Below are 22,812 nucleotides of genomic sequence, written 5' to 3' on the forward strand. Positions count from 1 at the left end.
TGGCGCGCGATATCAGGTTTCCCCTCCCTCTCTCTTCTGAATCCCTAATTACGCCTAGTAGTGTTGATTATAATGGGGCGAATTTAATTGATCTTCGTAGTAAAGCAAATGAGTGGTGCAGATAACTAGGTCAATGTTAAGGTTTATAATTGAAGTGATTTGCGGCGCAGTAAGTCGCAAAAAATCAAGTGTTATATTATAATAATTAACTAAATCAAATGGTTATATCGTATTTTGCTAGTGTCATCGCGCCTTGAATAACCAAAGAAAGTAGCCTAAAAGTTCACTTTTTTGTGAAGCTGTTCCAGAATGCGTTGTGGCACATCTTATTTGATACAAAAAAAAGTGGTAAGTTTTAAAAATGACATGTAAAGTGAGCGGTAAGTGGTTGATGCTCGTTTGCCGCAACTGGCCTCTATAGTCTCGCGGTAGGATCGAGGGTTCTTGTTAGAGGCATATATTCGAGTAGTTGATGATAATATGGGCGGAGTGGCTTGGAGGTGTTTGGGCTATTTTTGTCTTGTCGTATAAGAGCGAAGCCTATATTTTGTTCGGCAGTGTTTGCTTGTGGAGCAAAATGAATTTAGCGTCATTGCCGCGACGGTTGAAACATGAGCAACTCCACAGGCTTTAGTTAATTGGAGTTTTAAATACTAATAATGTACGGCTGTATTAACTTAATTATAAAAACCAATATTTTCTAGAGGAAATAAATATGTTGTCTAGTTTGCAATACAAAATGTCAGGTCATGGTGTCCTAATGATTTTTAGTACCTTGCTATTTGGTGTCTTCTATTGGATGAACTTGGTAGGTGGGTTTGAGATTATTCCAGGATATATAATCTATTTTGATGTGCCTGGAACTGCAGACGGTTGGAAGCGCGCGCATACCGGCCCGGCACTAAATGGGATGATGGTCATTGCAGTGGCGTTTGTGTTGCCGACCTTAAATTTCTCCGAAAAGATGGCGCGAATACTGGGAAATATAATTATCTTAGATGGTTGGGGCAATGTTGGGTTTTACTTCTTTGGTAACTTTACTCCCAACCGCGGATTAAGTTTTGGCGACAATAAATTTGGTAGTGGCGATATATTTAGTGCATTAGCATTAGGGCCGGCCTACTTGTTTGGTGTATTGGCGATGGGTGCGCTGCTTATTATCGGTATCCGCGCACTGAAAGTTGCGAAAAGCAAATAGTTAAATTACAAAATTTATTAAATTAGTGAATTCGGTATCAGCTTGCGCTAAATAAATATAAAAGAGTGGCTAATAATGAATGGAATAAAAAGCGTAAATAGAGAGTCAGATGTAATGTCCAGGCTGGGTTGGTGTCCGTCAAATACCAAGCAGCTTGGGAATTTTCGTGAGTGGCAGGATTTTGTTCACGATAATTTTCCCTGGTTAGAACATAAAGACTATAGTGGTGGTGGATTTGAGGCTGAGGTCAGTACGCATCGTTTTGGCGGCGGCGATGCCAACACGATTGACCTTAGTACTATTAGTGCATCTGACGGAGAGGTGGTGCGCACTCGACATTTGGCTGAAGTGGCGGACGCGGGTTTTATTAAAATAATATGGCAGCTTAACGGAAAAATTCACCTAGAGCAGAATAATAACAATTGCCTTATTTTACCAGGTCAGGCAGCCGTATGTGATACAGCTCGCCCTTACCGAATTGCTATGGCAGAGAGCTCGCGATTTGCTGTGTTAACGCTACCTCATCAAGCGTGCCCTGGCTGGGATCATATTGGCAGTGCTATATGTGGGACTCGGCTGCTTAAGGGGGCGTCGATTAGTGCTGCGCTTGGCTCCTTGATGGCGCTTAGCGTCGCTATTCGGGAGGACGAGTCGTCTGAAGATATGGTCACTGTAATTCAGGCCATACAGGCCATGACGACAAAGGCACTTCACCGCTCTGCGGCAACGCAAGGTATGTCGAAATTTGATAACCCTCGACTTTATAAAGTGCAGCGTCACATCTTAAACAATATTGCAAACCCTGAATTTGCAACTGACGATTTGGCTGCTGAAATGTGCATGTCGCGCAGGTCCTTATATATGTTGTTTGAGGAAAGTAATACTACGCCTGCAAGGTTAATACGTGATACTCGCTTAGAGCTGGCCATGCATATGCTTGCTGATAATGCTCAGCGGCATCGTAAAATAACGGATATCGTATTTGATATTGGATTTAATGATTATGCGACATTTAGTCGAATTTTTAAAATTCAGTATGGCCAAACACCGAGTGAGTTTCGGGCCGTTTCGCTGGCAATAACTCAAGAAGGGCATCACTAACTATTTATCACAATAGCACCCCTCCCTCGTTAATCGAAATTCTACCCCTCTAAGTGATAGTGTTTATGCCCAGCAAATGCTGGGTATTTTTTTATATGTTATTTAATTAAATGGCTTTTTCGATGAATATTATTTTCGCCATGATATTCATGCATTAAAACGCACACCTGATCATTAAGTCTGCACGCAGAGAGATGCTCCTGGTCTTAATAATGTGGATTCTATACATCTAATATTGTTGTGATCGAGGTGTGATTTTATGGCCAACATTAATCGGCGTTACGTATTAAAAGAGCGCCCTAGATTTCAGGTCCCTACCGCAAAATGCTTTCGTCTAGAAGAAGAGGCGGCACCAGAGCCGGGTGAGGGCGAGTTTCGAATTCGCACTACTTGGTTGGGTATGGATCCAAATTTATTTTCAAAGGTTAAAAAAGTTTCAGATCAAGCTAGGCCAATTCCGATTGGGGCGGTGATGTACGGGGCGACGGTCGGGCGGGTCGATATCTCTAACCATCCCGATTTTAGCGTTGGTGACCTAGTTCATGGTTTGTGGGGCTGGCAAGACTACTTTATTAGTAATGGTGCCGGCATATTTAGCGTTGATAACGATATATCCAGGCCTTCATATTGTCTCGGTGCGCTAGGAGCGACTGGGTTCGGGGCGTATTTGGTGGTTAACGATGTCCTTGCAGTGAAAAATGGTGACACCGTTTTTTGTAGTGCAGCAACTGGTGCACTTGGGCAAATGGTAGGCCAAATAAGCCACTTAAAAGGTGGTGCTACCTATGGCTCAGCGGGCACAGATGAGAAGTGTCGCTTAGCGGTTTCGAAGCTTGGATATACAGATTGTTTTAATTATAAAAGCGAAAATTTTGAGCGCATGCTAAGTGATCGCATCGATGGCGGTATCGACGCCATGGTGGTATCCGCGGGGGGGCAAACATTCGACGCAACATTTCCCTTGATGGCGCCAGGTGGCAGGATCGCCGTTTGTGGTCTTATGGCGCTGTATTCCATGACGCAGTTACCTGTTACACCAGATCGGTCATTTATGATCTTGAATGAGATTTTACTTAAGCGGCTGACCGTCAAGGGTTCAATGGTATTGGATATGTTAAATACCGATCGGCACGTAGAGTTTAAGCGGGAGATGAAGTCATGGATTGCGCAGGGTGTAGTTCGGCCAGTCGAGTTTATTACTGAAGGATTAGAAAATGCACCGGACGCGTTAAGAGCAGTTTTTGATGGAGAAAACATCGGTAAATCTGTTGTGCATGTAAGTGACTGATAGCCGACATCTGCATGCCGGTATTTATTACGTTTATCTTATTGTTTTGGCTGTGCACATAGCGTCACTCAAAATGCACTTTGCAACAAGCATGTAAATTTTAAACTGAGAGAATAAGGTCCTTGTAATGAAAAAAGGGACTGTGATTTCTTAATGTAAAGATTGCCAAATAGGCGGATGCAGTCCGCTTTTCATTTAAGCCAGTAAAAGAATATAAAGATATGGAAAATTTACGATTTAAAATAGCTAGCTGGATATTGGCGCACCGTGCACATGTAGCATGTGTGTTCCTTGTAATTACGGTCGTCTTTGCTGTCGGCGTTCCGCGCGTAGATATCAGAACTATTTTTGCAGATTTGCTGCCGTCAGATGATCCGTTTGTTCAAACATTTAAAGATCACCCAAATTTCGGGAATCCGCTAACCATTACCGTTATGGTAAAACGTTCGGATGGCGGAAATATTTATAATGAAGATACCTTGAAGAAAGTGTGGGATCTTACTCGGGATATCGATCTCATTGAGGGGGTGGACCATGACAGGATTGTTTCAATAACCACAGAAAAGGCGAATTACGCAGAAGCGACGCCAATGGGAGTTGAAATGCAGCCCTTAATGGGCGATCGAATTCCGCAGGGCGAAGCGGAGCTTAAGGATTTACAGCGGAAAGTGGAGCGCTCGCCAATGGCGAGAACTTATCTGGTTTCATCTGATGAAACATCGACGTTAATTCGAGCTGGTTTCCATGAGCATTTGTTGGATTATGGTCTTGTTTTTGAGGAAATCCAAAAGCTAGCTAAAGGCGCGGAGGATGGTAGTCATACTATTCGTGTCGTCGGTCAGCCGGTGTTAACCGGATGGGTTTATCTTCTTCAGGAGCAAACCTATGCCATATTTGCCGTGACAGTGAGTTTGCTTGTTGTTGCACTTGCATTCTATATGCGCAATTTTGCCGGTGTGATAACGCCTGTAGTCTGCAGTACAGTCGCTGCAATATGGGGCTTTGGATTGGTTGGTTGGTTAAAGTCCCCGATCGAACCCCTTTTGATGGTTGTTCCGCTATTGTTGGTAGCTCGCTCCTTTTCACACTGCGTTCAATATACCGAGCGTTACTATGAGATCTTTAGCGAGCTTAAAGATCGCAAATTGGCCTCTGAAGCGACGCTGGCGGTGATGATGGCGCCAAGTGTGTTTGGCATAATCACTGATATGGTCGCTATTATGTGTATCGGTGTAGCGCCTATTCCAGCGATGCAGCGATTTGCCTTGTTTTGCGGCTTCTGGGCATTTTTCCTAATTCCTACCGGTGTGATGCTAATCGCTGTAATGCTGTCTTACTTACCTACGCCTAAAAATATCGACGATATTATTGGTGGTGATCGTGAGAAGGGTATTCATGGCCTGCAGAAGCGAGTGCTTGAAGGCGTGGCCTCGTTAATTACCGGAAAGCGAATTCCAAAAGTAACCGCTACTATCGTTTGCATTATCTCTATCGTGGTCATCATTCTTTCTAGGCAGGTGGAAATAGGGAACCCGACTGAAGGTAGTAATCTACTTTGGGATGACTCCGAATTTAATGTTGGTGTTCGAGATGTGAATGACCATTTTCCCGGCGTTAATTCCTTAGAAATTATTCTTGAGGCCAAAGATCCCGATAATGTTCAAAAAAGAGCTGCGCGCTCAGAGGAGGCTTATGGGTTAACAAAAGAAATACTACGCGTTGCCTTAAGTCAGGAATACCCAGCTAAAGCCGCGCGATCCTTCACTGATTTTATGGAAGAAGGCTCTCGATTGTATTCGGGAGGACACCCGGCGTGGCTGTCCCTTGATCCAACAGATAGGTCGGTGAATGCGGCTGGTGTTGCCGTCGCCTTTGGCCAGAATCCGCTAAATTTCGCTGACGTTACTGACTTTCAATTTCAGCATAGCGCAATATCCTTGTTCTATAGAGATAACAAGCAAGAAACTATTGATCGGGCGCTTGTTGCGGCGCATGCAGCCTTAGATGCTGTTGGTGAAGATCATGAAGGAATTACCGTACGACTAGCATCGGGCACCATTGCCTTGCAGCATGCAATGAACTCCGTGGTGAAACGCTATGAGTGGATCTTGCTGGGGCTTGCATGTTTGGCGATATTTTTTATTGCTAGTTATATGTATAAATCCTTTGTCGCATCCTTGGTATTGCTGGTTCCAGTGGTTCTAGCAAACTTCTATCTAACGGCCACAATGTCGATGCTTGGTATTGGTCTTGACATTAATTCGGTGATGGTGGCTGTTCTCGGTGTTGGTGTTGGTATCGATTATGGCATTTACCTAATGTCACGAATTTGTGAGGAGTACCATGCTCAGGGCGAGGATTGGGATCGCGCTATCACGGAGGCTCTAACCACCACTGGCAAGGCGATCATGTTCACCGCGTCAATTATGTTGATCGGTATTATGCCGTGGTATTTCCTTTCTGATCTTAAATTTATGGCGGACATGGGCTTGCTGTTGTCAGCAATTATGTTGATCAACATGGTGCTTGCCTTGTTGGTACTACCATTGATTGTGTCAGTACTTAAACCAAAATTTGTTACTCGAACCGACCTGATGGTTGGGGAGGGTATCGACTTGGCATGGTTCAGTGAAGCGCAGTTGACTACTAAACCGAATTAATACTCGAAAAAATTAATAATCCAGGCAAAAACCGTAATGTCGCAAACGGTTAGATATTGCGGCTTGTAAATAATAATTCACCGGAGGGTGTTATGCATATTCGCAAATACGATCTAAATTTTGGCCGTCGTGAGCTCCTAAAAGGAATAGCCTGCGGAGCTGGAACCGGTCTACTGATGCCAATTGAAAAGGTTATGGCTAAGGATATCCCGCTTACTAGCGCGTATCCCGATGAGCTGTATAGCATCGAAGATCAAACTAAAGGGCAAATTAGCGTAGGGGATTATATAACGAAGGCCAATGTAGAGCATGCCAAGCATATTCTGGATCCTTCAATATATGACCAGATAAAAAACGCAGGACGTCGTATCAAGATTAAGGCGCCTACCACGGATTTACGCCAGTTGTTCAATCATGCCTATTACGAGGCGATGCAGCGCAATATTGCCGAAGGTCGAACCGCAACGTTTAATGCTGAAGGCAATGTTGTTGACTCCAGCGGCAATCCCTGGGGTGGTGGCGTCCCCTTTATAAGCCCAAAGACAGGTGTTGAGGTATGGGCGAATATGGCGATGAGCTGGGGCCGTGCCGACGCCAACACCTATGCGATTAAACAGTGGGATTTTGGTGCCGATGGCAAGCTGGAGTACCAATACGATTTCCAGTGGGTTGAACTGCAAATGCAGGCCAGAACAGATAGAAAGGTTTTTCGAGGTTATGACAAAGAGCTTCGGAGGCAAACAGTTTACTTTACCAACTCTGCCGACGTTCGCGGCACATCGTTTTTAAGTAATTGGTCAGTTGATCAGCGTCAGATCCCCGATTTGTATGGTTATCTGCCTGAGTTCCGTCGAGTGCGGCAGTTCCCTGCTAACCAGCGCTTCGAGCCGCTTATTCCTGGCGCAACTTGGTTCCTTACCGATCCATGGGCTGCTGGCGACCCGTTCCTTACTTGGGGCAATCATAAAATTGTCGAACGCAAGCCAATGCTAATTGCATGTAGCGGTAACTTCTCCGGTACGGATGACAATTGGCAGCCAAAAGAGCAAGAAGGGAATCCTATTTTCTGGGAATCTGAGTACGAAATGGCGCCAGACATTATCGTGACTGAATGTGAACCTGTTGGTTTCCCGCGTTCACCAGTGAGTAAGAAGCGCGTTTACGTAGATGCTCGTAACAGTGTGCCTTGCGGCTGTGTTCGCTATGACCGTCAAGGCAAACTCTGGGCAAACTTCGAAATGGCTTTTGGTCAGTTTGTTGGCGGCGGTAAAGACGGCAAACGCGTTGTAATGAGCGCGGACGGTAAGACGCCTGCATGGTCTTGGACTTACGTCATGATTTACGACCATCAAAACAAACGTATGTCGCGTACCCATCACGCTAAGAAAGGTGTGGGTACTGAATCTCTCTTCCAGATAGATGAAGATTGGTTGTTCGAAACTTACTGCACTCAGCAGGCCTTGCAGTCTCTTGGACGTGCTTGATTAGTTAATTAGGTGCATGCGCGGTGTTGTAGTGTCGCGCATTGCTCACCTAATGAAGGAAGGAGGTTTCGAATGAAGTTACGTTTATCAACTTGTATTTTAGTGCTATTGGCGCGGGCATTTATCGAGCCTGTATTGGCCTCTGAATTAGATGAAAGTCTAAATGCTGTTGTTAGTCAGGCAACGCCGACAGATCGATTGTTTAGTGTGGATTTTAATAAAGACTCCGGTGTCGCTGTTGGTGAAGCTGGCTTGATTATGAGAACTAGTGATGCCGGTAAAACATGGACGAAGGAGGCGTCGCCTACAACGCTTGGTCTAATTAGCGTTGCGCACAGCGGTGATAGAGAGATCGCAGTAGGACAAATGGGCGTAGCTATTATTCGGTTCGGATCGTCTGAATGGAAGCTAGCAGATACGGGCTCCGATATGAGGCTGCTAAATGTTGATATCAATAGTCGCGGTTTAGCTGTAGCAACTGGGGCATTCGGTACGCTTCTACGTTCCAAAGACGGCGGTGAAAGCTGGGAGTCGATTGCGCCTGATTGGGCAAAGTTATATGACTCTGGTGCGGGCGATGCCGCGGTTATTCGGGACGAGCCTACTAATTATATTGTAAAGGTCTTGGAAGATAACAGAATCATTGTTGGTGGCGAATATGGTCAGCTAAACGTCTCTGATGATGGCGGTGACAGTTGGTCGGTGCTGTATAGGCATCCGGAAGTAGATGGCGATATTGCCGCCACTTTTTTTGATTTAAAGCTATCGGGCAATACCGGCTATGCGGTTGGTCAAGCCGGATTGGTGATTCGTACCGATGACGCAGGGCTAACGTGGCGGCCATTGTCCACGCCGACCAAAGGCAGCTTTTTTGCCGTAACAAATATCGATTCTGAAAAGGTTTTTGCAGTCGGTCAGCGCGTAGCGATGAAGAGTAGTAATGGCGGAGCGAGCTGGACGATTTTTGAACCTATAGACCTCAGCCTTAATTGGTACTCCGGTTTAGCGCATGCTGAATCTAGTGAAGGGGGCGTTGTGGCGGTTGGGCACAGCGCGCGTATTTTGTCTCTTACACCTTTTTAATAGCAAAGTTTCTCTGTGGCGTATCCGCAATAAGAATCTAGAGTGAGGGGAAATCATGAAAACATATAAAAAACGCAGTCAAATCGCTTGCTATGTACTTTCCGTGGCGAGTGGCCTCAGTATGCAAACGGCATTAGCAGACGGCATTATTGAAACATTGATAGATAAGACTACTTTTTTGGGTCAAATTCGCGTCGACGCGGCTTATAACACCTCGGGAAGTGAGAACCCCTATAACCAAAGCGGCGTTCCATTCCAAGATGTAGAAGTATCGCGACAAGCATACCTGCCACCGGATTTGGGCGGCGGAAACTGGGGAGATGTTCCAATTCCGGCTGTTGGCCTACTTGGTTTGAATGTTGTTAATACGGCAGATACTATACGCCGAAGTGATCGAATCCCTGAAGATAATTACGACTTTACCCAGAATATAGTGCGATTTAACGGTGAAATGAATATTAGTTTTACCCGAAACTTCCGTCTTAACGCTAAGGTCCGAGCCTTGTTTGACCCAGAAATAAATCCGGGTTTCAATGCGTTGGATGTAATGAATGATCAAGGTGGAATCGCGGGTGGCGGCGGTGATCGCTATGCTGATACTGGTCAAATGAATTACTACCAAGCGAAAGACCGTAATGGAAAAAACATTAGTCCATTTGAAATAGCTGGTCGAGATTACATGGTCGATCTGCCGACTTTTATATTAAATTATAAAACTGGTAAATTTGATTTTAGATTTGGTAATCAACAAATTGCGTGGGGACAGGCAGTTTTTTTCCGTACCTTAGATGTTGCAAATGGTTTAGACCTGCGTCGTCATTTGATTCTTGATCGAGCCATTGAAGAATACGAGGATGAGCGTACACCGAAACTAGCGTTTAGAGCGACAATGCAAGCTACCAGTAATATGGTCGCAGACGCATTTGTTGGTAAATTTCAGCCAGATGTATTGCCAAACCCTAATAGCCAGTACAACGTAGTTCCTGCGCAGTTCTATAAACCACTCGATAATTACTACGTTGGTGAATACGACAAAGAGCTGGATTTTGGTATTAGATTCAAAGCTGATTACGGCAACTTTGGCTGGCAAGCGATGGCGGTTAGCCGCTACAACCCATTGGGTGTTTTTCGGTGGGCTGAAAGTGGTATAAACAAGGGGCTTACGCCTCATGGTGGTAACCTAGGAGCGTTGGTGGAGGGGGCTTACACTTCAAAGCCTAAGTGTAGTGCTACTCAAAATCCTTACGATAATTTTTGTAGATTATACGATAGTGTAGGAGAGGCTCTATCTCATACTCCGTTCACGGTTGGGCCTGGCGGCGTATACAGCGATAAAGAATGGTTTTCTAGTGCCGCGGGTGTTCGCCTTGACGGGATAGATGTCTTGAATAGAGCCATTGCCGATTTTCCCGCCTTACGTGACGTGTTCGCATCGCCAGTGGCAAATGAAACTGAAGCCGCAGCTCTTTTGAACACATTCTTCCTTGGGGCTGGCGGTAGTATTCGAGGGAATGTACAGCGTGATTACTATCGTGAAAATGTGTTTGGATTAGGTGCGAGTTTTGTAAATGAAACCGATGATAACGAATCATTTTGGAATCAGGTAATTGTGAATGTTGAAGTTCAGTACACGCCTGAACGAGTGTTTACAACACCAGATCTTGCTCAGAATGGCTTAAAAACTGATGAATACATTTTTACAGCGGTTGCTGAAAAGTGGCATCGCTGGAGTGAAAATTTTCCGTCGGCGTATCTTGTCGCACAGTATATGCACCGCAGTGAAAGTGATTTGGTCGGCCTGCACTTAAGTGGTTATGGCGGTAATGTTGGGAATACGGATTATAAGCGGTCTGACGGTATTTCCGGTGCTGATTACCTTGTGTTTGCCGGTTTTCAACCTTGGCCAAATAAAAAGTATGTTGCTGAGTGGGCAATTCTCTATGACATTCGGGGCGGTATTCTGGTTCAACCACTTATAAAGTGGAATCCCGGTAGTGGCGTTAGCGTCGATCTTTTCTACAATTACGTAAAATCGAATCTACGTGGTGACTCGGGTGATACCTTGATGCGGGCGTTCGATCACGTTCAAGAAGTTGGTTTAAGGGTTTCATACCAGCTGTAAAAGTGTTTTCCAGAGGGACTGGGACTATTTGGGGAATTTAGATTGCCCCGTTTGGCCGGCAATTAGATATTGCCGGCTTTTTTTTGTGGAGAATTTTAGTATGGCGCGTTGGATATCGGGTATTAATCGTCGAGATCTATTGAAATACAGCGGCTCGGTTGTTGGCGCAGGTGTGTTGGCACCACTATGGTCAACGATTGCTAGAACTGGCGAAATAGATAAAGCCTACCCAGATGAGCTTTTGTCAATTGATGCCTATACAAAGGGAAAAATTAGCACCGGTGGTATGATCAGTGCAGCCAATGTTGAGCATGTAAAGCATCTTTTAGAACCGGCGAAATATCACCATGTAAAGAACATGGGGCGCAAACTTAAAGTTTTGTCAACGACCACCGATTGGATGAAACTCGGGCCATGGGAATATTTAGAGGCCACCTTAAAAAATCAAGGCCGCGCGCGATTTGATGACAGGGGCAATGTTGTAAACGACGACGGCAGGCCATGGATAGGGGGCCATCCTTTTCCCAGTACACAGAATGCATTGGAGTTGTTCGCGGGGCTAACTCTTTCGTGGGGGCGCCACGATGCAAGTCTTTACGCCATGAAAGAGTACGATGTGGCCAATACTGGCAAGGTAGACTACGAATATGATTTGGTGTGGGCTGAACTTTCTCCTGTCGGACGCTTAGTGCTGGACCCAAAGCCGTATTGGGAGCAGCATATCGATAAATTGCGTTTTAATACGGTAGTTTATACCTCGCCGGAATCAGAGCGAGGGGCGAGCTATCTCAATATATGGGATTATGATCAGCACAAGCTGCCAGATTTATACGGTTATGTGCCGAGCTTTCGAAGAATACGTCAATTTCCTAGCAACCAGCGATTTGAACCTTTAGTTCCCGGCTCGGCTTTGTACCTGTCAGACGCGTGGGCGGCGGGTGATCCTTTACATACCTGGGGCAACTACAAGGTTGTTGGTCGCCAGCCACTATTAGCCGGTGTTTCTGGCGGCTGGAACCCAAGTGATTCAAATTGGGAACATGGCGTGCACGGCGGTGATCTAGGTGAAACCTTCTTTGATAGCGTTGTGGAAATGGTGCCAGAAACTATAGTGTGTGAAGCTGAGCCTACGGGATTTTCACGTTCCCCTGTGAGTAAAAAGCGAGTCTGGTTTGATGTGCGAAATGGCATGCCGCTCGCCATGGTGACCTATGATCGTCAGGGTAAACCGTTTCGATCTTTTGATGGTTGTTATGGCCTTTACGACAATGGCACAGCCAAATTCATGGATGGCAAGCATCCCTATTGGTCATGGGCGTACTTACATGCTTATGAATTTCAATCAGGACGAATGACGCGAATAGAGCAGGTTAAGGAGTTAGCCGGGGGACATATTAGTTCTGCAAATAATGATTCAATTTATGACGAATATTTAACCCAAGCTGCTTTGCAGCGACTTGGTCGAGATTAATATCTAAGGCTAGATGTTGGCTTGAGTGCTTAGCTTTTACAGTGTTGTGATTGTGGTGGGTGTATAAGCTACTCGGCAAGTAAGCGTATTTATGTAATTTGAAGAATTGCTTTAATCGCGAAAAGCGCTGTACTTTACGCGATTAAAGTGACTGGTAATTTAATTTTAGTGTTTAAATCTATCGCTTACTGAAATATTTAAACGCGTTCCAGCCTCTATTGATTTGTTGAGGTCGGCAGATTCACTGACGTATTCGTGGGATAGTTGGCAGGTGTGCTGATAAATCTCGCGACACAACTCAAATGATTTCTGTCCTGGCCAGTCTGATGGTAGCAAGGTCTCCGGGAGTTGAGGGTCATGGAGATTGGTTCGACGAAATGAATGTATCATCAGCGTTTGAATTTGAAATGCTGTTTTTGGTGTAAGCTTGTAGCGTTGAATAAGTATTTTGACGGAATAAAATTCTTTTATAAAATTTTGGTAGCGTGAATTGACGTTCTCAAGATTCCAATTTCCCCTTATTTTTAGGTCATTTTGGATCTTTTCGTCGGCCGCTCCGGTTTCTGCTCTTAGAATAATAGATAGGTCATCAAAGCCATTTTGTTGGACTATCTTTTTGGCTGACTCAACCGACGCCGTTGGATGAATGAAAACGCCATTGGTGACTAAGGTGAAACCATCCCATTCTAAATCCCGACGTAACTCACTGCGTTCTGGCGTTGACTCGTTATTGCGTTGAATAATGACGAGTGTCCATTTACCGTCCCAATTAAGGTTTGGGGATTTGTAAATGTGTTGATACGCAGCTTCGAAGCGCTTGGTGCCAGATGGGGTCAGCGTATAAAAGCTTTTTCGGCCGCGCCGCTCCGACGATAGCCAGCCTTCATCAGTTAGACGGAATGCGCTGGTGCGTACCAGTCGTTCGTTTACACCGATAGCGGACATAAGATTAATTAAATCACCCAGCCAAATTCCATGTGTATAGGGAGCAATAGAGTCCCCAAAAACGGTGATGAGTAATGATTTTGAACGCGGGTCATTTTTTTTAATATAATTGCTAACCCATTTGTCGATTTCGCTGATTTTTCCCGCCACGTATTTTTATCCCTGAATAAGTTCAGCTACAAGTGTGCTTAAATTTTCACTTATATAGAGGCTTAGTTTATCACTACCATGAGTTAATTATGAAATGCTTTGTCGTAGTAGTTCAAGATTGAAGGGGCTGCTATTGAGAATTGAAATTCGTAGAATTATTTGTGAATATCAGGTCGATAGCGGATAATAACTGAGCCTATCATCGCATGTGTACTGTTGACGATAAAAGGCTCATGATAAGTGCGAGTTGCGCTTAATTGTTAAGCGAGCTTAGTGTTTGGCTGGTTGCGGCCAGTTTGTGCAGTAGTTTAGCAGGTTCCCAGCACGTATCGCCGGTTTGCTCGCGAAGTATTTCAAGTTTGCGCACCACTTTATCAAGCCCTATTTTATCCGCCAAATACATTGGCCCGCCGCGCCACCTCGGAAAGCCGTAGCCATTTACGTAGACTACGTCAATGTCGCTTGGCCGAGCCGCTATGCCCTCGTCAAGTATATGCGCGCCTTCATTGATGAGGGCGAGGCTTAGTCTGTCAATGATCTCGTCATTTGAAATTTCTCGCCGAGTAATGCACCACTGGTTTGCTATGCTTTGAATAAGGTCGTGTACAGATTGGTCATTCTTGCGTGCGCGGGTTTCCGGCTCGTAATTGTAATAGCCAGATCCCGACTTTTGGCCAAGACGGCCCATTTCAACCAGTAAGTCGGGGAGCGCGAACTCGGCGATGCTACCGCTGCAAATACCCTGATCTCGTCGCGATCGGTAGCTAATATCGATACCGGCTAAGTCTCCCACCGCGAGGGGCCCCATAGCCATGCCCCAGGTTTGTATTACGGTATCGACTTGCGCTGGGGTGCAGCCTTCCAGCAGTAAGAGCTGAGCTTGACGGGCGTAGGCCTTGAACATGCGGTTACCCACAAAGCCGTGGCATACGCCAACGGCAACGGCGACTTTACCGATGCGTTTAGCTATAACCATAACGCTCATGACCACCTCAGGTGCGGTTTTTTGGGTTCGCACCACTTCCAAGAGTTTCATAATATTTGCGGGGCTGAAGAAATGTGCGCCGATAACGTCTTGCGGGCGTCCGGTGACATCGGCGATGGTATTAACATCTAAATAAGAGGTGTTAGTGGCAAGGATGCAGTTTGGCTTGCAAACCTCGACGAGTTTGGAAAAGACCGCCTTTTTTACATCCATATTTTCAAAGGTTGCCTCAATCACTAGGTCGGCATCGGCAATGTCAGCGTACTGCAAGCTGGGTTTTATATTGCTAATGGCTTTCGCAAGTTGATCCTGGCTGAGGCGGCCGCGTTTTACAGATTGATTATAGTTAGCCTCAATTTGATCTAGGCCGCGATTGAGATTTTCTTGGGCCGTTTCTATTAATGTTACGGGAAAGCCGGCGCTTGCGAAGCACATGGCAATGCCGCCGCCCATCGTTCCTGCGCCAATGACGGCGACCTTATTAATTGGTCTAGGTGTTACGGATGGCGCAATATCTGGGAGCTTAGTACAGGCCCTTTCGGCAAGAAAAATATGGCGTAGGGCTGCAGAACCCGCAGAGCTGCGACATTCTAAAAATCGCTCTCTTTCTACCCGCTGGCCCTCATGAATATCGGTTTTTGTGGCGAGCTCAATGAGTTCGAGTATATAAGCTGGCGCCAGTATTCCCGTCGGTTTCAAGGAATTCTTTTTATTTTCAAAGAAGTGTTCGTCTACGGGCGACGCAATCAGTGCGCTGGTAGGCCGAACTTTGGCGCCATTGTCGATAAGTTCCTTGGCGTAGGCGATACCGGATTCTGGTAGTGAGGCTGCAATAATTTGGTCGATTAAACCGCATTGCAGGGCCTCATCTGCGGAAATTGCCTTACCGCTAGAAATCATCGCAAGTGCTTTTTCAACGCCAATGAGGCGAGGCAATCTTTGGGTGCCGCCGGAGCCTGGCACCAGTCCAAGTGTGACTTCTGGGAGGCCGAGTTTGGTATTTTGCGCGGCGCATCGGTAATGCGCCGCCATTGCTATTTCAAGGCCGCCGCCTAAGGCGTTACCGTGTAACGCGGCGATCACTGGTACTGGAAATTCTTCAATTGCAGAAATGACTTCCGGCAGAGTCGGGCCGGTTTGTGGTTTGCCAAACTCGGTTATATCTGCGCCTGCAATAAAGGTTTTACCCATGCAGTAAATAAGTACGGAGCTTACCTTGTCGGCTTTGGCCCTTGTTAAGGCGCTGATTAAGCCTTCTCGCACGGCGGCAGATATGGCGTTTATTGGTGGGTTGTTTATTGAGATTAAGCCAATTTTTCCGCGACGTTCATAACATATCGCGGCTGTTAATGTATTTGTTGCATTGGTGGACATTGTTGGGCGCTCCGGTGCTTATGGCTAATTCAGCTTGAGATTGTCTAAAGTGTTACACAAAAAGTAGTTTGAAGCATCTATTGTGTATCATATTAATATGTGTATCATATCGAGTAATTAAACCCATGGGTCTCGAAGCAAGTTTCGGGGGTTCTAGTGGGACCTTGTGTTGCAAATAAAAACAGCAGTGGAGTCTGGTTTATGAAGCTCAGCAGTTATATTGCCGGTGAATGGCGTGAAGGCGAAAGTAGAGGCGTGGAAACGTTCGACGCTGTAAGCGGCGAAACCTTGTGTTATGTCTCTAGCGACGGCGTCGATTTTGCGCAGGCATTGCGTTACGGCAGAGAAGTTGGTGGCGCTGCACTGCGGGCCATGACCTTTCATGAGCGTGCCGCTGCACTCAAGGCAATGGCTAAGCAGCTAATGGCGGATAAAGAAGATTTTTATGCGTTATCGGCTAAAACCGGTGCAACCCGTGCCGACAGTTGGGTGGATATAGAAGGTGGTTTAGGCACCGTATTTACCTATGCCAGCCTCGCAACACGTGAACTGCCAAATGATGTAATGACGGTTGAGGGCGACGTTGAAAACCTATCGCGGGGTGGCAGCTTCCTCGGTCGCCATATTTTAACCTCTAAGCGTGGTGTGTCATTGCACATCAACGCCTTCAATTTTCCGTGCTGGGGTATGCTCGAGAAAATCGCGCCTAGCCTGATTGCCGGTGTTCCCGTTATTGTGAAGCCCGCCAGCCCTAATGCCTTTCTTGCCCAAGCGATGGTTAAGGCGATTGTTGATGGTGGGTTCCTGCCCGAAGGCGCTATACAGCTTATCTGCGGTTCCGTTGGCGATCTCTTTGAACACCTCAATGAACAAGATTTAGTCACCTTTACAGGCTCTGCCAGTACCGGCCGCAAGTTGCGGACTCACCCAAATATTGTCGCAAACTCAATTCCCTTTACGATGGAAGCAGACTCCCTAAATTGCGCCATTCTGGGTAAGACGGTAGCAAAGGACGATCCCGAGTTTGACCTGTTCGTTAAAGAAGTTGTTAAAGAGATGACGGTTAAGGCCGGTCAGAAATGCACGGCTATTCGTCGAATTGTGGTGCCACGCGCCTTAATGGGCGATGTTATCGAGGCGCTAAGTGCGCGGCTAGACAAAATCACTGTTGGTAATCCGAGTGATGAAAGTGTTCGCATGGGCGCCTTGGTAAGCAAGAGTCAGGTTGAGGATGTGCGTAGTCAGGTAGCACGTCTTACTGAAGAATGTGAGCTTGTCTACGGCGGTGGCGACTGTCTAGATTTAGTGGGTGCAGATAATAAAGTCGGCGCCTTTTTCCCAAAAACTCTTCTCAAATGCGATAAGCCTTTTGAGAAAATGTTAGTGCACGAGATCGAGGCTTTTGGTCCGGTAAGTACCGTAATGCCCTACGACAGCATTGACGATGCAATTCGCATTGCGCAGCTCGGCAAAGGTAGTTTAGTCGCTTCAGTGGTTACTTTCGACAATGCCGAAGCGCGCGAGTTGGTGCTGGCAGCAGCAGCTTGGCATGGCCGAATTCATATTCTTAACCGCGATTGCGCTAAAGAATCTACCGGTCATGGTTCACCGCTCGCGATGTTGGTTCATGGTGGGCCTGGTCGTGCTGGTGGTGGCGAAGAACTCGGTGGCTTGCGCGCGGTTAAGCATTATATGCAGCGCACTGCGTTGCAGGGTTCTCCTAATATGCTGTCTGCTATTACCTCTGAATATCATCGCGGTGGGGTGGTAGAGAGTGATGGCGTTCACCCGTTCAAAAAATACTTTGAAGATCTACAAATTGGCGAAACGCTAATAACCCACCGCCGCACAGTGACTGAAGCCGATATCGTGAATTTCGGCTGTGTTAGTGGCGATCATTTCTATGCTCATTTTGACGAAATTGCCGCCAAAGACTCCTTCTTTGGCAAGCGCGTGGCGCATGGCTATTTTGTGATTTCTGCGGCTGCCGGTATGTTTGTTGAGCCTTCACAAGGCCCTGTTATTGCAAACTATGGCTTAGATAATTTGCGCTTTATCGAGCCCGTGGGCATCGGCGATACCATCCGCGCCAAACTGACCGTTAAGAAGAAGATCAAGAAAACACCCCGCGGCGATGAGAAAGCTAACGGTGTTGTTGCGTGGGCTATCGAGGTCACCAATCAGCACGATGTTGCAGTTGCTATTTACGACATTCTGACACTGGTTGAACGCCGCGAAGTTTGAGCGAGGAGAATTGTTATGAATTACGAAAATATCGAATTCACGGTAGAAGATGGCGTTGCCTTGCTGCGCCTTAATCGACCCGACTCATTGAATAGTTTTACGGCGGAAATGCATGGCGAGGTGCGCAAAGTACTGAGCCAAGCGGCAGAAGACAAACTTGTTCGCTGTGTTGTTATTACCGGAAATGGTCGCGGATTTTGCGCCGGGCAAGACTTAAATGACCGTGCCGTTGCACCTAGCGACACCATGCCCGATCTGGGTGATTCAGTAGAGAATTACTATAACCCTTTAATCCGTTTAATTGCCCACATGGAAAAGCCCGTTATTTGTGCGGTTAATGGCGTCGCCGCCGGTGCGGGCGCAAATATCGCCTTAGCCTGCGATATTGTTATCGCCGGTCGCAAGGCAAGTTTCATTGAGTCCTTTGCAAAGCTAGGTCTAATTCCTGATTCAGGTGGTACGTGGATGCTACCGCGTCTGGTCGGCATGGCAAGGGCCAGAGGCCTCGCGATGCTTGGGCCTAAGGTGTCTGCTGAACAGGCCGCAGATTGGGGAATGATTTGGCAAGTTGTTGACGACGAAGTCCTGATGGACACCGTGTTAGCACTGGCGAAGCAGATGGCGACTCAGCCAACACGGGGTTTTGCCTTTACTAAGAAGGCCTTCCTATCGTCAGCCACCAATAGCCTTGATGAGCAGCTCGAGGTAGAGAAGGAGCTGATGCGCAGCGCTGGTAAAACATACGACTACAAAGAGGGCGTCTTTGCCTTTATAGAAAAGCGCAATCCTGAATTTCGTGGTGAATAATCTATCTAGTAGCGACGCTGGCGCTGTAAGAATTACAAGAGTGTAAGCGCGATTAAGGGTTTAGGAGAAGAAATTGAAAAGCTTGAGAGATGTTTTTATTTGTGACGCCCAGCGTACGCCAATTGGCCGTTACGGTGGCGCGTTAGCGCCAGTGCGCGGGGATGATCTCGGTGCAGTGCCAATGCGGGCTTTAATAGCGCGAAACCCAGGCGTTGATTGGTCGAAGGTAGATGACGTTTTTTACGGCTGCGCGAACCAAGCTGGTGAAGATAATCGGAATGTGGCGCGGATGTCGGCGCTACTTGCGGGCTTGCCGGTCGACGTGCCTGGTGTGACCCTTAATCGTCTGTGTGGGTCTGGAATGGATGCGGTGGGTAACGCGGCGCGGGCAATAAAAACAGGTGAAGCAGAGCTTGTCATTGCTGGCGGTGTCGAGTCGATGTCCCGCGCTCCTTTCGTTGTTTCAAAGACCGATTCTGCCTTTGGCCGTAATAGCCAAATGTTTGATACCACCTTGGGGTGGCGCTTTATTAATAAAGCAATGAGGGCCCAGTACGGCGTGGACTCCATGCCCGAAACCGCAGAAAACGTTGCGGCAGATTTTAATATTAGCAGGGAAGATCAAGACAAGTTTGCCTATGTGTCGCAACAGCGTACGGCGGCTGCGCAAGCGCGGGGTCGTTTCGACTGTGAAATTGCTGCGGTGAGCATTCCGCGTCGCAAAGGTGAGCCGCTAATTATTGACCGCGACGAGCACCCCCGTGCTGAAACCACCCTTGAAGGCCTAGCGAAATTACCAACGCCCTTTCGACAGGACGGAACAGTAACGGCAGGTAACTCCTCGGGTCTTAACGACGGCGCCTGCGCCTTATTGTTAGCGTCGGAAAAGGCAGCTAGTCGTTACGGTTTAACACCAAAAGCCAAAGTGCTGGGCATGGCTGCAAGTGGTTTGGCACCAAGAATTATGGGCTACGGACCAGTAGAGGCAAGCCGTAAGGTTTTGGAGCAGACCGGTTTAACAATTGCTGACATGGATGTTATTGAACTAAATGAGGCATTTGCGGCGCAAGGCCTAGCAGTATTGAGAGCATTAAATATCGCCGAAGACGACGCGCGTGTTAACCCAAATGGCGGCGCCATAGCGCTAGGTCATCCATTAGGAATGAGCGGGGCGCGCTTGGTCACTACGGCTGTTTATGAATTGATCGAACGTAAAAAGCGCTATGCACTTTGCACTATGTGTATCGGCGTAGGCCAAGGTATTGCCATTGTAATCGAGCGTGTTTAAGGAATTAAAAGGAGTACTAAAATGATCCAGTTTGATTCAAAAGAACTCTCCTCAAGTGAGTTAGAAGGTTTGAATGCGCATTTTCAAGAGCGTATTGATGCGGAAGAAAAAATAGAACCAAAAGATTGGATGCCGGAGAAGTATCGCAAAAATCTGATTCGCCAGATCTCTCAGCATGCCCATTCAGAAGTGATCGGCATGCAACCGGAGGGTAATTGGATTACTCGCGCGCCAACATTGCACCGCAAAGCCGTTTTGCTTGCAAAGGTACAAGACGAAGCGGGTCATGGCCTTTACCTTTATAGTTCAGCGGAAACCATGGGTATAACGCGTGAGGAGCTAATTGAATCGCTTCACGATGGCTCGGCTAAATACGCGCAAATTTTTAACTATCCAACATTAAGTTGGGCAGATATGGGCGCGATTGGCTGGCTGGTAGATGGTGCAGCAATCGTTAACCAGGTTTCGCTACAGCGCACGTCTTATGGTCCTTATGCACGGAGCATGGTACGAATTTGCAAAGAAGAAAGTTTTCATCAGCGTCAGGGTTACCACATCCTCATGACGTTAATGGAGGGCTCTGCCGAGCAAAAGGCCATGGCTCAAGACGCCGTTAACCGTTTTTGGTGGCCATCATTAATGATGTTCGGCCCACACGACGCAGCTTCTGCGCACTCTGCACAATCCATGAAATGGAAGGTAAAGCGCCAAACAAACGATGAGCTACGTCAGAAGTTTGTCGATCAAAGTGTGGAGCAGGCTAAGGCAATCGGGCTCACTCTGCCAGACCCAGATTTAGTATGGAATGAAGAGCGTGGTCATTTTGATTTTGGCGAAATCGACTGGGCGGAGTTTGATCGCGTCGTTAGCGGCAGCGGCCATTGTAATCGCGAGCGAGTTGCTCATCACCGTCGAGCGCACGATGAGGGGTCTTGGGTTAGAGATGCAATCTGTGCATACGAAGAAAAAAAGCGCAGCCGAGAAGTTGCATAAGGAGAAAATCATGACTGACAACGTAAATATGAAGTTATACGAAGTGTTCCTTCGCTCTCGTCGCGGGCTAGACCATAAGCATGTCGGCAGCCTGCATGCTGAAGATCAGGAGCAGGCGTTGGAATATGCGCGAGACGTTTATACACGACGCAGCGAAGGCGTGAGCATCTGGGTGGTTAAGTCATCGGATATTTGTGCGTCACAAGAAAGTGATTGCGAGAGCTTCTACGACCCGCTTGATGACAAGCCGTATCGGCACGCTACCCATTATAAGCTTCCTGATGAAGTGAACAGCATGTGAGGTCGGCAATGAAAGAACGAGATATAGATCAAGCAATAAGCGTGTATGCACTTCGACTTGGCGATGACGCCTTGGTATTGGGGCACCGTTTAAGCGAGTGGTGTAGCAATGGCCCATTTTTAGAAGAAGATTTAGCGCTAACGAATGTTGCCCTAGATTATGTGGGGCGAGCGCGTAATTTTTTAAATTATGCCGCGCAATTGCGTGGTAACGGCAGTACCGAGGACTCACTAGCCTACCAGCGAGATTGTCGTGATTTCACCAATTTGCTGATGCATGAGCTACCGCGTGGTGATTTCGCGTTTACGCTGGCTCGGCAATATTTGTTGGATGAGTACGAGGCCTTATTTCTTGCTGAGTTGCTTAATTCAAAAGACAGTGATCTTGCTGGTATTGCTGCTAAGTCGGCAAAAGAGACAAGTTATCATCTGCGTCGTAGTCGCGAGTGGATGTTGCGCTTAGGGGACGGCACAGACGAAAGTCGTCGTCGCTTGCAGGCGGCCTTAGATGAGTTGACGGGCTATACCACCGAGTTGTTCGAGATGGACGATCTTGAGCGTGACTTGTGTGAAATTGGCGTTGCCGTTGATCGCAGTACCTTATTTGACCGTTGGTTTAGTTCGGTATCGACAACTTTTGCTGAAGCGAATGTGACTTTGCCACCGGCAAGTTGGGCAGTTAAAGGTGGGCGTATTGGCTTCCATACCGAGCACCTAGGGCATTTGTTAGCTGAATTGCAATATGTGCAGCGTGCCTATCCTGGCTGTCGTTGGTAGAGCCTGGGAATAACGCCATGAAAGACAGCAAGCTTATTCCGCTTTTGCCATTGGAGGAGTACCAGCGTCGCAGGCGACGACGTGAGTCTGATATTCCAGAAATATGGGATCTGTTAGACGCAGTAAAAGACCCTGAGATACCTGTTCTTAGTATTTGGGATCTCGGTGTATTACAAGATATAAAAAAAGTGGGCGAGGAATTACTCGTAACGATCACCCCGACCTATTCTGGTTGCCCCGCTGTTGATGTAATGAAGGAAGATATTCTCATTGCATTGCAAAAGTCGGGGTACGTGAATGGTCGGGTTGAGTCTAAGCTGTCGCCAGCCTGGACAACTGCATGGATGTCGTCTGAGGGGCGTAAAAAATTGCAGGATTACGGAATTGCGCCCAGTAAAAATTCGAATATAGGAATTCAATGCCCACACTGTAATTCAATGGATGTGGCGGTAATAAGTGAGTTTGGTTCTACATCATGTAAGTCACTTTACCGTTGCAAGGCCTGCAGTGAAGCATTTGATTATTTTAAAAATATTTAGCTA

17 protein-coding genes are annotated in these 22,812 nt (G+C 46.9%); 15 read left to right on the forward strand and 2 right to left on the reverse strand.

Annotated features, from left to right (window positions below; translation table 11 throughout):
* The first annotated feature begins 715 nt into the window (after window positions 1-715).
* The 8 genes from styC to AZF00_RS02835 all read left to right on the forward strand — a co-directional run bounded on the left by styC (window position 716) and on the right by AZF00_RS02835 (window position 12,407).
* Window positions 716-1,198: a styrene-oxide isomerase StyC gene (gene styC / locus AZF00_RS02800; protein ID WP_008248104.1), complete on the forward strand. Its 483-nt coding sequence runs from the start codon at window positions 716-718 to the stop codon at window positions 1,196-1,198.
* A 75-nt stretch (window positions 1,199-1,273) separates the two neighbouring features.
* Window positions 1,274-2,299: a helix-turn-helix domain-containing protein gene (locus AZF00_RS02805; protein WP_008248103.1), complete on the forward strand. Its 1,026-nt coding sequence runs from the start codon at window positions 1,274-1,276 to the stop codon at window positions 2,297-2,299.
* Between the two features lie 259 nt (window positions 2,300-2,558).
* A complete protein-coding gene (locus tag AZF00_RS02810; protein WP_008248102.1) occupies window positions 2,559-3,587 on the forward strand; it encodes an MDR family NADP-dependent oxidoreductase in 1,029 nt (342 codons plus the stop codon).
* A gap of 221 nt (window positions 3,588-3,808) precedes the next feature.
* Window positions 3,809-6,247 carry an efflux RND transporter permease subunit gene (locus AZF00_RS02815; RefSeq protein ID WP_008248100.1) on the forward strand — a complete coding sequence of 813 codons (2,439 nt, stop codon included), beginning with the start codon at window positions 3,809-3,811 and terminating at the stop codon, window positions 6,245-6,247.
* A 92-nt stretch (window positions 6,248-6,339) separates the two neighbouring features.
* Complete coding sequence (locus tag AZF00_RS02820; protein WP_008248075.1) at window positions 6,340-7,731, forward strand: DUF1329 domain-containing protein; 1,392 nt, start codon at window positions 6,340-6,342, stop codon at window positions 7,729-7,731.
* A 72-nt stretch (window positions 7,732-7,803) separates the two neighbouring features.
* The gene (locus AZF00_RS02825; RefSeq protein ID WP_008248073.1) at window positions 7,804-8,814 is read left to right on the forward strand and encodes a WD40/YVTN/BNR-like repeat-containing protein; all 1,011 of its coding nucleotides are present in this window, start codon (window positions 7,804-7,806) and stop codon (window positions 8,812-8,814) included.
* A 55-nt stretch (window positions 8,815-8,869) separates the two neighbouring features.
* Entirely contained in the window at window positions 8,870-10,936 is a 2,067-nt protein-coding gene (locus tag AZF00_RS02830) for a DUF1302 family protein (RefSeq protein WP_008248071.1), read from the forward strand.
* A 100-nt stretch (window positions 10,937-11,036) separates the two neighbouring features.
* Window positions 11,037-12,407 (forward strand): DUF1329 domain-containing protein, encoded by a 1,371-nt coding sequence (locus AZF00_RS02835; RefSeq protein ID WP_008248069.1) that lies wholly within the window; start codon window positions 11,037-11,039, stop codon window positions 12,405-12,407.
* 165 nt (window positions 12,408-12,572) lie between these two features.
* Here AZF00_RS02835 and paaX read toward each other — a convergent pair whose 3' ends face one another.
* Window positions 12,573-13,502, reverse strand: a complete 930-nt coding sequence (paaX, locus tag AZF00_RS02840; protein ID WP_008248067.1) for a phenylacetic acid degradation operon negative regulatory protein PaaX — start codon at window positions 13,500-13,502, stop codon at window positions 12,573-12,575.
* 253 nt (window positions 13,503-13,755) lie between these two features.
* Window positions 13,756-15,861: a 3-hydroxyacyl-CoA dehydrogenase NAD-binding domain-containing protein gene (locus AZF00_RS02845; protein WP_008248066.1), complete on the reverse strand. Its 2,106-nt coding sequence runs from the start codon at window positions 15,859-15,861 to the stop codon at window positions 13,756-13,758.
* Between the two features lie 201 nt (window positions 15,862-16,062).
* Here AZF00_RS02845 and paaZ point away from each other — a divergent pair, with 201 nt between their 5' ends.
* The 7 genes from paaZ to paaD all read left to right on the forward strand — a co-directional run bounded on the left by paaZ (window position 16,063) and on the right by paaD (window position 22,809).
* The gene (gene paaZ / locus AZF00_RS02850) at window positions 16,063-18,105 is read left to right on the forward strand and encodes a phenylacetic acid degradation bifunctional protein PaaZ (protein ID WP_008248064.1); all 2,043 of its coding nucleotides are present in this window, start codon (window positions 16,063-16,065) and stop codon (window positions 18,103-18,105) included.
* Window positions 18,106-18,120: 15 nt separating this feature from the next.
* The gene (gene paaG, locus AZF00_RS02855; RefSeq protein ID WP_008248060.1) at window positions 18,121-18,912 is read left to right on the forward strand and encodes a 2-(1,2-epoxy-1,2-dihydrophenyl)acetyl-CoA isomerase PaaG; all 792 of its coding nucleotides are present in this window, start codon (window positions 18,121-18,123) and stop codon (window positions 18,910-18,912) included.
* A gap of 82 nt (window positions 18,913-18,994) precedes the next feature.
* On the forward strand, window positions 18,995-20,200 hold the full coding sequence (pcaF, locus tag AZF00_RS02860) for a 3-oxoadipyl-CoA thiolase (RefSeq protein WP_008248058.1): 1,206 nt from the start codon (window positions 18,995-18,997) through the stop codon (window positions 20,198-20,200).
* Between the two features lie 21 nt (window positions 20,201-20,221).
* Complete coding sequence (paaA, locus tag AZF00_RS02865) at window positions 20,222-21,193, forward strand: 1,2-phenylacetyl-CoA epoxidase subunit PaaA (RefSeq protein ID WP_008248056.1); 972 nt, start codon at window positions 20,222-20,224, stop codon at window positions 21,191-21,193.
* Between the two features lie 10 nt (window positions 21,194-21,203).
* Window positions 21,204-21,494 carry a 1,2-phenylacetyl-CoA epoxidase subunit PaaB gene (paaB, locus tag AZF00_RS02870; RefSeq protein ID WP_008248054.1) on the forward strand — a complete coding sequence of 97 codons (291 nt, stop codon included), beginning with the start codon at window positions 21,204-21,206 and terminating at the stop codon, window positions 21,492-21,494.
* 8 nt (window positions 21,495-21,502) lie between these two features.
* Complete coding sequence (gene paaC, locus AZF00_RS02875; protein WP_008248052.1) at window positions 21,503-22,270, forward strand: 1,2-phenylacetyl-CoA epoxidase subunit PaaC; 768 nt, start codon at window positions 21,503-21,505, stop codon at window positions 22,268-22,270.
* Window positions 22,271-22,287: 17 nt separating this feature from the next.
* Entirely contained in the window at window positions 22,288-22,809 is a 522-nt protein-coding gene (gene paaD / locus AZF00_RS02880) for a 1,2-phenylacetyl-CoA epoxidase subunit PaaD (RefSeq protein WP_008248051.1), read from the forward strand.
* Window positions 22,810-22,812: the final 3 nt, after the last annotated feature.

The sequence above is a fragment of the Zhongshania aliphaticivorans genome (assembly GCF_001586255.1).
Taxonomy (GTDB): domain Bacteria; phylum Pseudomonadota; class Gammaproteobacteria; order Pseudomonadales; family Spongiibacteraceae; genus Spongiibacter; species Spongiibacter aliphaticivorans.